The organism is uncultured Plantibacter sp., assembly GCF_963518075.1.
In the GTDB taxonomy this organism is placed as follows: domain Bacteria; phylum Actinomycetota; class Actinomycetes; order Actinomycetales; family Microbacteriaceae; genus Plantibacter; species Plantibacter flavus_A.
On sequence record NZ_CAUQHZ010000015.1, the window covers coordinates 49,962 to 63,244 of the forward strand.

14 protein-coding genes are annotated in these 13,283 nt (G+C 68.6%); 12 read left to right on the forward strand and 2 right to left on the reverse strand.

Annotated elements, in window-relative coordinates; genetic code table 11:
* Nucleotides 1-23: 23 nt before the first annotated feature.
* Nucleotides 24-770: a bifunctional 1-(5-phosphoribosyl)-5-((5-phosphoribosylamino)methylideneamino)imidazole-4-carboxamide isomerase/phosphoribosylanthranilate isomerase PriA gene (gene priA / locus RWN05_RS15720; protein WP_064294425.1), complete on the forward strand. Its 747-nt coding sequence runs from the start codon at nucleotides 24-26 to the stop codon at nucleotides 768-770.
* A complete protein-coding gene (locus RWN05_RS15725; protein WP_314140243.1) occupies nucleotides 754-1,581 on the forward strand; it encodes an SseB family protein in 828 nt (275 codons plus the stop codon). The genes priA and RWN05_RS15725 overlap by 17 nt, the downstream gene beginning before the upstream one ends.
* A 27-nt stretch (nucleotides 1,582-1,608) precedes the next feature.
* Here RWN05_RS15725 and RWN05_RS15730 read toward each other — a convergent pair whose 3' ends face one another.
* Nucleotides 1,609-1,980 carry a DUF1844 domain-containing protein gene (locus RWN05_RS15730; protein ID WP_056012072.1) on the reverse strand — a complete coding sequence of 124 codons (372 nt, stop codon included), beginning with the start codon at nucleotides 1,978-1,980 and terminating at the stop codon, nucleotides 1,609-1,611.
* Between the two features lie 296 nt (nucleotides 1,981-2,276).
* Here RWN05_RS15730 and infC point away from each other — a divergent pair, with 296 nt between their 5' ends.
* The 10 genes from infC (at nucleotide 2,277) to pheT (ending at nucleotide 11,631) form a co-directional block, all read left to right on the forward strand.
* Nucleotides 2,277-2,876 carry a translation initiation factor IF-3 gene (infC, locus tag RWN05_RS15735; protein ID WP_231884288.1) on the forward strand — a complete coding sequence of 200 codons (600 nt, stop codon included), beginning with the start codon at nucleotides 2,277-2,279 and terminating at the stop codon, nucleotides 2,874-2,876.
* A 15-nt stretch (nucleotides 2,877-2,891) separates the two neighbouring features.
* A complete protein-coding gene (rpmI, locus tag RWN05_RS15740) occupies nucleotides 2,892-3,086 on the forward strand; it encodes a 50S ribosomal protein L35 (RefSeq protein WP_056012069.1) in 195 nt (64 codons plus the stop codon).
* Between the two features lie 27 nt (nucleotides 3,087-3,113).
* A complete protein-coding gene (gene rplT, locus RWN05_RS15745; RefSeq protein ID WP_064294422.1) occupies nucleotides 3,114-3,500 on the forward strand; it encodes a 50S ribosomal protein L20 in 387 nt (128 codons plus the stop codon).
* A gap of 102 nt (nucleotides 3,501-3,602) precedes the next feature.
* Entirely contained in the window at nucleotides 3,603-4,403 is an 801-nt protein-coding gene (locus tag RWN05_RS15750; RefSeq protein WP_064294421.1) for an RNA methyltransferase, read from the forward strand.
* A 221-nt stretch (nucleotides 4,404-4,624) separates the two neighbouring features.
* The gene (locus RWN05_RS15755; RefSeq protein WP_314140256.1) at nucleotides 4,625-5,344 is read left to right on the forward strand and encodes an amino acid ABC transporter ATP-binding protein; all 720 of its coding nucleotides are present in this window, start codon (nucleotides 4,625-4,627) and stop codon (nucleotides 5,342-5,344) included.
* Nucleotides 5,345-5,435: 91 nt separating this feature from the next.
* On the forward strand, nucleotides 5,436-6,332 hold the full coding sequence (locus tag RWN05_RS15760; RefSeq protein WP_064294420.1) for a glutamate ABC transporter substrate-binding protein: 897 nt from the start codon (nucleotides 5,436-5,438) through the stop codon (nucleotides 6,330-6,332).
* 107 nt (nucleotides 6,333-6,439) lie between these two features.
* A complete protein-coding gene (locus tag RWN05_RS15765; protein WP_056013357.1) occupies nucleotides 6,440-7,087 on the forward strand; it encodes an amino acid ABC transporter permease in 648 nt (215 codons plus the stop codon).
* Nucleotides 7,084-7,983, forward strand: a complete 900-nt coding sequence (locus RWN05_RS15770) for an amino acid ABC transporter permease (protein WP_071262378.1) — start codon at nucleotides 7,084-7,086, stop codon at nucleotides 7,981-7,983. Before RWN05_RS15765 ends, RWN05_RS15770 begins: the two co-directional genes overlap by 4 nt.
* 91 nt (nucleotides 7,984-8,074) lie before the next feature.
* Nucleotides 8,075-9,115, forward strand: coding sequence for a phenylalanine--tRNA ligase subunit alpha (pheS, locus tag RWN05_RS15775; RefSeq protein WP_079003950.1), 1,041 nt, complete (start codon nucleotides 8,075-8,077; stop codon nucleotides 9,113-9,115).
* 2 nt (nucleotides 9,116-9,117) lie between these two features.
* On the forward strand, nucleotides 9,118-11,631 hold the full coding sequence (gene pheT, locus RWN05_RS15780) for a phenylalanine--tRNA ligase subunit beta (protein ID WP_314140247.1): 2,514 nt from the start codon (nucleotides 9,118-9,120) through the stop codon (nucleotides 11,629-11,631).
* A 73-nt stretch (nucleotides 11,632-11,704) separates the two neighbouring features.
* Here the strand turns inward: pheT and RWN05_RS15785 are convergent, their stop codons facing one another.
* Nucleotides 11,705-13,264, reverse strand: a complete 1,560-nt coding sequence (locus RWN05_RS15785) for a UDP-N-acetylglucosamine 1-carboxyvinyltransferase (RefSeq protein ID WP_064294418.1) — start codon at nucleotides 13,262-13,264, stop codon at nucleotides 11,705-11,707.
* Between the last annotated feature and the right edge of the window lie 19 nt (nucleotides 13,265-13,283).

Here is a 13,283-nt window from a genome sequence, read left to right on the forward strand (position 1 = left end):
AGCTCCCGAAGAGACGGTGGATCATGAACGAGTTCAACACGACGGCCGGACTGACGCTGCTCCCCGCGATCGACATCGTGGACGGCAAGGCCGTCCGGTTGACGCGCGGCGAGGCCGGTTCGGAGACGAACTACGGTGAGCCCGTCGACGCAGCCCTGGACTGGGCCCGTCAGGGAGCGGAGTGGATCCACCTCGTCGACCTCGACGCCGCGTTCGGTCGTGGCGACAACCGGTCGATCATCCGCAAGGTCATCTCGAAGGCGCGCGGCGTCAACATCGAGCTGTCGGGCGGCATCCGCGACGACGCCTCCCTCGAGCAGGCGCTCGAGACGGGCGTTGCGCGCGTCAACCTCGGGACCGCGGCGCTCGAGAACCCCGAGTGGGCCGCGAGCGTCATCGCCCAGTACGGCGAGGCGATCGCGGTCGGCCTCGACGTCCGTGGCACGACGCTCGCCGCTCGCGGCTGGACCCAGGACGCCGGCGACCTGTGGACGGTCCTCGACCGCCTCGAGGAGGCTGGCTGTGCACGCTACGTCGTGACGGACGTCACGAAGGACGGCACGATGCAGGGGCCGAACATCGACCTGCTCCGACAGGTGCTCGAGCGCACGGAGCGGCCGGTGGTGGCCTCCGGCGGCATCTCGAGCCTCGACGACCTGGTCGCGCTGCGCGAGTTGGTCCCCCTGGGGCTCGAGGGCGCCATCATCGGGAAGGCGCTCTACAACGGCGCGTTCACCCTGGCCGAGGCGCTGGATGTCTCGGGCCGCTGACGGATCCTCGGCGCCCGACCGGCACGGTCCCTCAGACGGGCATGCCCACCCGGCAGCAGGTGGTGCCGACTCGGCCGGCCAGCCCTGGGCGGGTCGGAGCTTCCAGCCGAACGCGAGTTCCGGTGACGACGGCAGTGCGCCCGAGCGGCTGATCGAGTCCCTGCGACGCTTCCGGGCCGGCGAGGTCGGCGAGGCCGAGGTCGTCGACGCGTTCCGGGACTCCCGCCTGCTCATCCCGCTCGTGGCCCACCTGGGTGAGGCCGGCGAGAACGAGCAGGGTCAGCTGGTCGACAAGTCGCAGGAGCTCTCCATCGTGACCGTGACGGGTCCGGACGGCCGCACCGTGCTCCCGGTCTTCAGCTCGGTGCAGGCGATGTCCGCGTGGAATCGGACGGCGAGGCCGATCCCTGCCGACGGCGTCCGGGTCGCCCTGGCGGCCGCGAGCGAGCAGACGGACGTCGTGGTCCTCGATCCGACGTCGAGCACCGAGTTCGCCGTACGCCGCCCCGCGCTGTGGGCGATCGCGCAGTCGCAGCCGTGGACGCCCAGCTTCGCGGACGCGCTGGTGCGCGACGCGTTCGAGCGGTCGATCGAGCAGGAGCTCGCCGTCGTGAGTGTGCGCCTGCGAGCCGGAGACCCGGAGGCGAAGCTCGCCGGGTCCGAGCTCGTGGTCGAGCTCGGCCTGCTGCAGGGGCTGACCCAGCAGGAGCTCGACGCGGTGCTGGCGCGGCTCGCTCAGCGCTGGGCCGCGGACGAGGTCATCGCGACGCGCGTCGACTCGCTCGCGGTGTCGCTCCGCCCCGCCGACTGATCGGCCAGGGGGAGCGCCGCGCTGCGATCAGGTGACCGGGCCGGTCCACTTCTCGCCGGGACCCTTGCCGATGGGATCCTGGATGGTGGACGCCTCACGGAAGGCGAGCTGCAGGGATCGCAGGCCGTCGCGCAGCGAGCGGGCGTGCATGTCGCTGATCTCCGGGGCTCCCGCGGTGATGAGCCCGGCGAGGGCGTTGATGAGCTTGCGGGCCTCGTCCAGGTCCGTCTGGGCGTCGGGGGCGTCCGCAAGGCCGCACTTGACCGCTGCAGCGCTCATGAGGTGCACGGCGGCGGTGGTGATGACCTCGACGGCGGGGACGTCGGCGATGTCCCGGGTGGCCTGATCGGCCCCTCCCGACTCGTCGTCGTGGTCGTACGGGCTGGTGGTGTTGTTCACGTGGATCCTCTGTTAGACTCGTGCGGTGCTCCGAGACATGTCTCGGTACGAAAGAGGAGATTCTCCCACCCGCGCTTGACCGCTTCACAAGGTTACCGGGTTGTCACGCTCCGCCTGTCGCTTCACCGCTTCGGGTAGCAGGGCGTGGTGCCTTCCGACAGGTGTTCTGAACACCGACGGAGGGTACGGGTGTGTGGTGAACCGATTTCGTCGCGTCGCAGGTATCGGACCTGGTCGCGTGGCATCCCACCCAGTCAGAGGAGCTCCGCATCAGCGATCCCCGTACCAATGACCGTATCCGCGTCCCGGAGGTCCGACTCGTCGGTCCCGGCGGAGAACAGGTCGGCGTCGTCAAAATCGAGGTCGCCCTTCGCCTCGCGCAGGAAGCGGATCTCGACCTCGTCGAGGTCGCACCCAACTCCAAGCCGCCCGTCGCGAAGATCATGGACTACGGCAAGTTCAAGTACGAGGCTGCGCAGAAGGCCAAAGAGGCCCGGCGCAACCAGGCGAACACGATCCTCAAAGAGGTCCGGTTCCGCCTCAAGATCGACCAGCACGACTACGAGACCAAGCGCAAGCGCGCCGAGGGCTTCCTCAAGGCCGGTGACAAGGTGAAAGCCATGATCCAGTTCCGCGGCCGCGAGCAGTCCCGCCCAGAGCAGGGCGTCCGCCTGCTCCAGAAGTTCGCCGAGGACGTGTCCGAGTGGGGCACCGTCGAGTCCACCCCCATGGTCGACGGTCGCAACATGGTGATGGTCGTCGGTCCACTCAAGAACAAGTCTGAGGCGAAAGCCGAAGCCAACGCACAACGTGCGGCATCCAAGGCACGTCCGGCTGAAGCCGACGAAGCCGACGAGGCTGCTCCGGTGGAGTCATCCACCGACGAGAACCGATAAGAAACGAGGAATCCCATGCCGAAGCAGAAGACCCACTCCGGGGCCAAGAAGCGATTCAAGGTCACCGGCAGCGGCAAGCTGATGAAGCAGCAGGCCGGTATGCGACACAACCTGGAGAGCAAGTCCAGCCGTCGCACCCGTCGCCTGAACCAGGACCAGGTGCTGGCGCCCGCCGACGCCAAGGTCATGAAGAAGCTGCTCGGTCGCTAGACCGTTTACCCGTAAGGAACTAGGAACATGGCAAGAGTCAAAAGGGCGGTCAACGCTCACAAGAAGCGTCGCGTCATCCTCGAGCGCGCCGCCGGTTACCGCGGTCAGCGTTCGCGTCTGTACCGCAAGGCCAAGGAGCAGGTCACTCACTCCCTCGTCTACTCGTACCGCGACCGTCGTGCGCGCAAGGGTGACTTCCGTCGCCTCTGGATCCAGCGCATCAACGCGGCTTCGCGTGCCAACGGCATGACCTACAACCGCTTCATCCAGGGTCTCGGCCTCGCCGGGATCGAGGTCGACCGCCGAATCCTCGCGGACCTCGCGGTGCACGAGCCCGCCACCTTCGCGGCCCTCGTCGCGTCGGCCAAGGCCGCGCTGCCCGCCGACACCTCGGCACCCAAGGTCTCCGCGTAGTCGGAAGCCCTGCGTCCGACCGGACGACGTGTTCGAACGGCCCGATCCCACCAGGGATCGGGCCGTTTCGTCTGTCCGGAGTGCGACCCATAGGATGGGTGCGTGCTTGACAATCCGCGGTCACCGCGCGTCCGTTCCGTCGCCAAACTCGCCAAGCGTCCGGCGAGACAGGAGACCGGCCTGTTCCTCCTCGAAGGACCACAGGCGGTGTCGGAGGCCCTGCAGTTCCGGCCCGACCTGATCCTCGAGCTGTACGCGACGCCGACGGCTCTCGAGCGCTACACCGACATCGGGGCCGCGGCCACCGATGCGGGACTCGAGGTCGAGTTCGTCACCGAGCAGGTGCTCGAGTCGATGGCCGACACCGTCACCCCGCAGGGGTTCATCGCGGTCGCGCAGCAGTTCCCGACCTCCATCAAAGACATCTTCGCCGGGGAGCCGCAGCTCGTCGTCATCCTGGAGGAGGTCCGGGATCCGGGCAACCTCGGGACGATCATCCGAGCCGCCGACGCCGCCGGAGCGGACGCCGTCGTCCTGAGCGGACGGACCGTGGACCTCTACAACCCGAAGGTCGTGCGCTCCACGACCGGGTCGCTCTTCCACCTGCCCGTCGCGGTCGGTGTCGAGCTGCCCGCCGTGCTGGAACGGGCCCGTGCGGCGGGACTGCAGACGCTCGCGGCCGACATCAAGGGCGAGGACCTCCTCGTGGCCCGGTCGGAAGGCGTGCTCGCGAAGCCGACGGCATGGGTGTTCGGCAACGAGGCCAGGGGACTCACCGACGAGCACCTCGAGCTCGTCGACCGTGCGGTTACGGTACCGATCTACGGCCGTGCCGAGAGCATGAACCTGGCCACGGCGGCATCGGTGTGCGTCTTCGAGAGCGCGTTCGCGCAGCACGCCTGAGCGTCTGAGGCGTCGGCCGTCGAGGTTACGAAACGGTAACCGTAGCGCTTCCGTCATGCGCACGAAACACACGGTCACCTAGTTTGGGTTACATGGAGCCAACAGTGTCCCCGAACTCCGGCCCGACGGAACCCGATGCAGCAGCCTCGCATGGTGCCGCCGGCGCATACGAGACCACGAGCAACCCGATCCAGGCAGGGCGCGGCGAGCCCCTCGTCGTCATGGAGAACGTCGAGAAGCACTACGGCGAGTTCCACGCCCTGAAGAACATCAACCTCACCGTCAACAAGGGCGAGGTCGTCGTCGTGATCGGACCGTCCGGGTCCGGCAAGTCAACCCTCTGCCGGACGATCAACCGGCTCGAGACGATCAGCTCGGGGGAGATCCGGATCGACGGCAAGAAGCTGCCGGAGGAGGGCAAGCAGCTCGCCGAGCTGCGCGCCGACGTCGGCATGGTGTTCCAGTCGTTCAACCTGTTCGCGCACAAGACGATCCGCGAGAACGTCACCCTCGGCCCGATCAAGGTGCGCAAGCAGAAGAAGCGCGACGCCGACGATGCGGCGAAGGTGCTGCTCGAGCGCGTCGGCATCGGCGTACAGGCCGACAAGCTGCCGGCACAGTTGTCCGGCGGGCAGCAGCAGCGCGTGGCGATCGCCCGCGCCCTCGCGATGAAGCCGAAGGTCATGCTGTTCGACGAACCGACCTCGGCCCTCGACCCCGAGATGATCAACGAGGTCCTCGACGTCATGGTGCAGCTCGCCGGTGAGGGCATGACCATGATCGTCGTCACCCACGAGATGGGCTTCGCCAGGAAGGCCGCCGATCGCGTCGTCTTCATGGCCGATGGAGAGATCCTCGAGGACACCGACCCCGAGTCGTTCTTCACGAACCCGCAGTCCGAGCGGGCGAAGGACTTCCTGTCGAAGCTCCTCACCCACTGACCCATCCGACTCCGGATCGCGCGACCCGCGCGGCGACCCGGAACTGACCAACCGATCGGCCCGTCCCGGGCACCAAGGAAGGAAGGAAAACATGCGCAAGAGGCTCATGTTCATCACCGCGGGAGTCGCTGCAGCAGCGCTCGCGCTCAGCGGGTGCAGCGGCGGCGACGCCGGCACCGGATCGACCGACGGCGCGTCCGACGGCGGCGCACTCTTCGAGGTCGCCACCGACGTCCAGCTCGAGGGCAGCCCCACGTACGACGCGATGGTGAAGGCAGACAAGGTCCGCATCGGCGTCAAGGAGGACCAGCCCGGTCTCGGTTACCTCGACGCCGCCACCGGCGAGCGTTCCGGCTTCGACGTCGAGATGGCCACCTGGATCGCCGCGTCGCTCGGCTTCGACGCCGACAAGATCGAGTTCAAGGCGATCCCGAGCGCCAACCGCGAGTCGGCCATCGTGAACGGTGACATCGACTACTACGTCGGCACCTACTCGATCACCGACAAACGCAAGGAGCAGATCGACTTCGCCGGACCGTACTTCGAGACCGGCCAGGGCCTGCTCGTCGCCGCGGACAACGACGACATCAAGGGCGAGGACGACCTCGCCGGCAAGACCGTGTGTTCGGCGACGGGCTCCACGCCCATCCAGAACATCAAGGACAACTTCCCCGACACCAAGACGGAGGAGTTCGACACCTACTCGCAGTGTGTCGAGGCCCTGAACGACGGCAAGGTCGACGCGGTCACGACCGACCAGGCGATCCTGATCGGGTATGCAGCACAGTTCCCCGACGAGCTCAAGGTCGTGGGCGAGCCGTTCAGCACCGAGCTGTACGGCATCGGTCTGCCGAAGGGTGACGACGCCCTCCGCCACTTCATCAACACGATGTTCACCGATGGCGGCGACACCTGGACCAAGATCTACGACGCCACCCTCGGCGCCTCCGGCACCAAGGTGACCCAGCCGGCGGTCGACGACTACTAAGCAGCGCCCCGGGCGGCCGCCGACCAGCGGCCGTCCGGGGGAGCTGTCCCGTCGACTCCGCCCAGGCGCCCGCCACGGGCGTCCCCCTCCCGAAAGGCGTGCGCGACATGAACGTCCTGCTCGACAACCTCGACCTCTTCGTCACGGGCTTCCGCAACACCCTGCTGCTCTTCGTGGTGTCGGGGTTCTTCGCGCTCGTGCTCGGCACCATCGTCGGTGCCATGCGGGTCTCGCCGGTCCCGGCGATGCGCCTCTTCGGCACCGTGTACGTCAACACGGTGCGCAACACCCCGCTGACCCTCATCCTCTTCTTCTTCGCGTTCGGCTACCCGAAGCTCGGGCTCCCCGAAGTGAGCTATACGACGCTCGCGATCATCGGGCTGAGCCTCTACACCGCGACCTACGTCGCGGAGGTCCTGCGGTCCGGCGTCAACACGGTGCCGATCGGGCAGGCCGAGGCCGCACGCGCGATCGGGCTGCCGTTCGGACAGACCATGACGCTCGTCATCCTGCCGCAGGCGTTCCGTGCCGTCCTGCCACCGCTGTTCAGCGTGCTGATCGCCCTGCTCAAGAACACGACGGTCGCCGCCGGCTTCTCCGTCGCCGAAGCGGGCGCGATCCGCGCGAACCTGTCCGAGCGCGGTGAGCCGCTCCTCATCGGGCTGCTGTGGGTTGCCCTCATCTTCGTGGCCCTCGTGTCGCTCCTGTCCCTCGCCCAACGGGCCTTCGAGAAGAAGTGGAGGATCGCGCGATGAGCTCCGTCCTGTTCGACACCCCCGGCCCGAAGGCCATCGTCCGCTATCGCTGGATCGGTGCGGCGACGGTGCTCGTCGTCGCCGGCATCCTCGCCTTCGTCGTCTTCCGCTTCATCGAAACCGGACAGTTCACCGCCTCGAAGTGGAAGCTCTTCACCTTCCCGCGCGTCTGGGAGCAGATCCTCCAGGCGACGGGCGCGACCCTGTCCGCATTCGCGGTCGCCGCCGTCTGCAGCGTCGTCCTCGGACTGGTGCTGGCGATCGGCCGGCTGTCCGACCACAAGGTCATCAACGTCCCCTTCACGATCTTCATCGAGTTCTTCCGGGCGGTCCCGGTCCTCATCCTGATGATGCTCATGTACTACGGGCTGCCGCCCCTCGGCTTCACCTTCGTGACGCCGTTCGTCGCCGTCGCCATCGCGCTGACGCTGTACAACGGCGCGGTGTTCTCCGAGATCTTCCGAGCGGGCATCGAGTCGCTGCCGAAGGGACAGGGCGAGGCCGCCTACGCCATCGGCCTGCGCAAGTCCGCGGTCCTGCGCCTCATCCTGTTCCCGCAGGCGATCCGCGCGATGCTGCCGGTGATCATCGCCCAGCTCGTCGTCGCGCTCAAGGACACGGCGCTCGGCTTCCTGATCACCTATCAGGAGCTCCTCTACCTCGCGAAGCAGTTCGGATCGCAGGCGCTCTACGGCAGCCCGATCATCCCCTCGATCATCGTGATGGGTTCGATCTACATCGTGCTCTGCCTGATCCTCTCGGGCGTCGCGAAGATCGTCGAGGTGCGCACCCGACGGTCGCCGCGGACGCCGAAGGAGCAGGCCGTGACCGAGGACACGACGACGAAGATCCTCGGCATCCAGGCGGGGAACCAGTCGTCCGGCGCGAGCATCTGACGTCGTCCCGACGGTGACCGGTCGACCGGCTCGCCGTCGGGGCGAGGACGGTCGCCCATGCGGGCCGACCGCCTGGGTAGACTTGGCTCTCGTGTCCGACGCATCCCCAATCTCCGAACCAGCGGTGAACGCCGCGGTCGACGCCGCTCTCGAAGCGATCGCCGCAGCCACCGACTCGGCCGCCCTGAAAGCGGTCCGATCAGCCCACGCCGGCGAAGCGTCACCGCTCGCCGCCTTCAACGGATCGCTCCGCAGCGTGCCGAACGACCAGAAGGCCGCGCTCGGCAAGCTGGTCGGTCAGGCTCGCGGGCGCGTCTCGAAGGCGTTGAGCGAGCGCGAGGGCGAGATCGTCGCCGCCGAGACGGAGGCACGCCTCGCCGCCGAGGCGATCGACGTCACCGCCGTTCCGCAGCGTCGCGTGCCCGGTGCCCGGCACCCGCTCACGCTGCTCCAGGACCGCGTGTCCGACATCTTCGTCGGCATGGGGTGGGAGATCGCCGAGGGCCCCGAGGTCGAGAGCGAGTGGTTCAACTTCGACGCCCTGAACTTCGACGCCGACCACCCGGCCCGTGCGATGCAGGACACCTTCTTCGTGGAGCCGTTGGAGTCGCACCTCGTCCTGCGGACGCACACCTCGCCGGTCCAGGTGCGCTCGCTGCTCGAGCGCGAGCTCCCCGTGTACGTGCTCGCCCCCGGGCGCGTGTACCGCACCGACGAGCTCGACGCGACGCACACGCCCGTCTTCATGCAGTTCGAGGGTCTCGCCGTCGACAAGGGCCTGACGATGGCGCACCTGCGCGGAACGCTCGACCACTTCGTGAAGAGCGTCTTCGGCGACGACGCGAAGGTCCGCCTGCGTCCCAGCTACTTCCCCTTCACCGAGCCGAGCGCCGAGCTCGACTTCTGGCACCCGACCTTCAAGGACGGACCGCGTTGGATCGAGTGGGGTGGGTGCGGCATGATCAACCCGAACGTGCTCCGGTCCGCCGGTATCGACCCCGAGGTCTACTCGGGCTTCGCCTTCGGAATGGGTGTCGAGCGCGGCCTGATGCTGCGCGACGGCGTGCAGGACATGCGAGAGATGGTGGAGGGCGACGTCCGCTTCTCCCAGCAGTTCGGGATGGTGGTGTAGTCGTGCGTGTTCCATTGAGCTGGCTCGGGGAGTTCGTCGAACTCGCCCCGGGGACCACCCCTGAAGACGTCCACGCTGCGCTCGTGCGCGTCGGACTCGAGGAGGAGGACGTCCACCGCTTCGAGCTGACGGGTCCCATCGTGGTCGGCGAGGTCCTCGAGTTCGTCGAGGAGCCGCAGTCCAACGGCAAGACCATCCGCTGGTGCCAGGTCCGCGTCGCCGAGGGTGACGCCGAGGGGGCCGTGCGCGGCATCGTCTGCGGCGCCGGCAACTTCTTCGTCGGCGACCAGGTGGTCGTCACGCTGCCCGGCGCCGTGCTGCCCGGTCCGTTCCCGATCGCCGCTCGCAAGACCTACGGCCACGTGTCCGACGGCATGATCGCCTCGGCTCGCGAACTCGGTCTCGGTGAGGACCACGACGGGATCCTGCGCCTCTCGACGATCGGGGTCGAGGCGCCTGTCGGCACCGACGCGATCAGCCTGCTCGGTCTGGACGACGCTGCAGTCGAGCTCAACGTGACGCCCGATCGCGGCTACGCGTTCTCGATCCGAGGGGTCGCACGCGAGTACTCCCACGCGACCGGTGCGGTCTTCCGCGACCCGGCCGGGAGCGTCCCCGAGGCGTTCACCGGACCACTCGACGGCTTCCCCGTCACGATCGAGGATGCAGCGCCGATCCGCGGTCGCGCCGGGTCGAGCGTCTTCGTCACCCGCGTCGTGCGTGACGTCGACCCGACGAAGCCCACCCCGCCGTGGATGGTGGCCCGGTTGAAGCTCGCGGGTATCCGCTCGCTGTCGCTCGTCGTGGACATCACGAACTACGTCATGCTCGAGCTCGGGCAGCCGATCCACGGGTACGACCTCGACAAGCTCACGGGCGGCATCGTCGTGCGGCGCGCGCGGTCCGGCGAGACCTTCGTCACGCTCGACGGCCAGGAGCGGAAGCTCCACGACGAGGACCTGCTGATCACCGACGACTCGGGCCCGATCGGGCTCGCCGGCGTGATGGGTGGCCTCGACACCGAGATCACCGATGCCACGCGCAACGTCCTCATCGAGGCCGCGAACTTCGACCAGGTGTCCATCGCGCGGAGCGCACGTCGCCACAAGCTGCCGAGCGAGGCGTCCAAGCGGTTCGAGCGCGGTGTCGATCCACAGATCGCCGTCGCGGCCGCCGGTCGCGTCGCGCAGTTGCTCGTCGACCTGGCCGGTGGCCGGACGGACGACCTCGGCTCCACCGTCACCACGGCGCCGGATCGCGAGCCGATCCTGCTCCCCGACGACTACATCAACGGCCTCATCGGCGTCACGTTCGGAGCGGACGAGACACGATCCGCGCTCGCCGAGATCGGCGCGGCCGTCGAGGCGACCGATGGCGGCCTGCTCGTGACGCCGCCGAGCTGGCGCCACGACATCACCGGCAAGGAGGACCTCGCCGAGGAGGTGGCGCGGATCCTCGGCTACGACCGCATCCCGTCGGTGCTCCCCGTCGCGCCTCCGGGACGCGGGCTCTCGCGTTCGCAGCGGCTGCGCCGCGGGGTCTCCGATGCGCTCGCCTACGGCGGCGCCACCGAGGTGTTGGCCTACCCGTTCGTCTCCGCCGAGGAGAACGCGCGGTTCGGGGCACCGCAACCAGGTGAGTTCCCGGCCGTGAAGCTCGCGAACCCGCTCGACGCGAAGGCACCCTTCCTCCGCGCGTCGATCCTGCCCGGTCTCCTCGCTGTGGCCCACCGGAACGTCTCGCGTGGTCTGACCGACCTCTCGATCTTCGAGGTCGGCGCGGTGTTCCGTCCGTCCCGTCACGGTGCGTTCGGCCAGGCCGAACTCCCGCAGGCGGCGGTCCGTCCGAGCGAGGCCCAGCTCGAGGAGCTCGAGGCGGGCGTCCCGGCTCAACCGCGTCATCTCGGCTTCCTCGCGGTCGGCAACGCCGTCCCGAAGCAGCCGGGCCAGCCCGCGGTCGCGGCCGGTATGGCCGACGCGCTCGAGGCCGTCCAGGCCGTCGCGGTGGCGACCGGCGTCGACATCACCGTCTCGCAGGGCAGCCACCAGGCAATGCACCCCGGACGGACCGCGGCCTTGCACGTCGGCGACGTCCTGGTGGGGTATGCGGGGGAGGTGCACCCGGCCGTCGCCGAGGAGGCGAACCTGCCGCGCGTCGTGGCGGTCGCGGAACTCGACCTGGATCGCATCATCGCGCTCGGCGACGCACTGCCCGAGGCCGTCGGCATCGGCACCCTGCCTGCGGCGACGCAGGACCTCTCGCTGCTCGTCCCCGCGACGGTGGCAGCGGGTGAGGTCCTCGACGCCGTCCGCGTCGGCGCCGGTCCGCTGCTCGAGCACATCCGCCTTGTCGACGACTACCGCGGCTCGGGTGTCCCCGAGGGCGGCAAGAGCCTGACCTTCGCCCTGCGGTTCCGGGCTCCGGACCGCACGCTCACCGCGGCGGAGGCGAGCGACGCGAAGCTCGCCGGCGCGGCAGTGGCGGCCGAGCGTTTCGGCGCGAGCATCCGGGACTGAGCCGGTCGTACCGGACGACAGCGGCCCCGCGGATCGACGATCTGCGGGGCCGCGTCCGTCTGGCGGGACGGACTCAGTCGCGGAAGGTCTCGATCGACGCACCCAGGGTGATGAGCCGCTCCTGCAGCTGCTCGTACCCGCGAGCGATGATGTCGACGTTGCGGAGCACGCTCGTACCCTTCGCGGCGAGCATGGCGAGCAAGATGACGACGGCCGGTCGCAGCGCGGGAGGGCAGCTCACCTCGGCGCCGGACCAGTGCGTCGGCCCGGAGACGTCGATGCGGTGCGGGTCGCGCAGACGGACGTTGGCGCCGAGCCGCGTCAGGTCGGTGAGGTGGATCGCCCTGCCCTCGTACACCCAGTCGTGGATGAGCGTGTCGCCCTCGGCGCAGGCCGCGATGACCGCGAAGAACGGGAGGTTGTCGATGTTCAGCCCTGGGAACGGCATGGGGTGGATCTTGTCGATCGGGGCGTGCAGCTTCGAGGGGTGCACGGTGACGTCGACGAGTCGGGTCCGACCGTTCGCCGCCGCGTACTCGGGGGAGCGGGTGTAGCGCAGTCCCATCTCGCCGAGCGTCGCGAGCTCGATCTCCATGAACTCGATCGGCACGCGAGTGACGGTGATCTCCGAGTCGGTGACGATCCCCGCGGTGAGCAGACTCATCGCCTCCACCGGGTCCTCACTCGGCCAGTAGTCCACATCCTCGTTGATGACGCTGCGGCCGGTGATCCGGAGCGTCGTGCTCCCGATGCCCTCGATGGTGATGCCGAGGAGCTCCAGGTAGAAGCACAGGTCCTGCACCATGTAGTTCGGGCTGGCGTTGCGGATGATCGTCACGCCGTCGCGCACCGCGGCGGCCATGATGGCGTTCTCGGTCACGGTGTCGCCCCGCTCGGTGAGCACGACGCTCAGCTCCTCGGGCACGTCGGGGGCGACGGTGGCCTGGTACCAGCCGGCGGTCGCCTCGATGGACAGGCCGAACGGCCGGAGCGCGATGAGGTGCGGTTCGACGGTGCGGGTCCCGAGGTCGCAACCACCGGCGTAGGGGAGGGCGAAGGTGTCGTAGCGGCCGAGCAGCGGACCGAGGAACATCAGCACACTGCGGGTCCGGCGACCGGCGTCCTCGTCGATGCTCTCGAGCGAGAGGTCGTCCGGGACGTGGATCTCGACGTCCTGGCCGTCGGGCGACCAGACCACCGAGACGCCCAGGCTGCGCAGGACGTCGATGATGCGGTCGACCTCGACGATCCGGGCGATGCCGTGCAGCGTGGTGCGGCCGCGGTTCATGAGTGCGGCGCACAGGAGCGCGACCGAGGCGTTCTTGCTCGAACGCACCGCGATCGTCCCGTGCAGCTGTCGGCCGCCCTGGACACGGAGGTGCGAGTTCTTCTTCTGTTCGCCGAAACTGACGATCTCGCTCTCGAGCGCGGTGCTGATCCGGCTCAGGAGGTCGATGCTGATGTTCTGACTACCCTGCTCGATCCGGTTGATCGCGCTCTGGCTCGTGCCGACGCGTTCCGCCAGCTGGGCCTGGGTGAGCTTGCGTCCCTGTCGGGCGCCGCGGATGAGTGCTCCGACCTGCCGGAGCGGTGCCGCAGGGTCCGTTCGTTCAAACGTTGCCGTGTCTTCCATGTCGTCATTCTATCTCAGA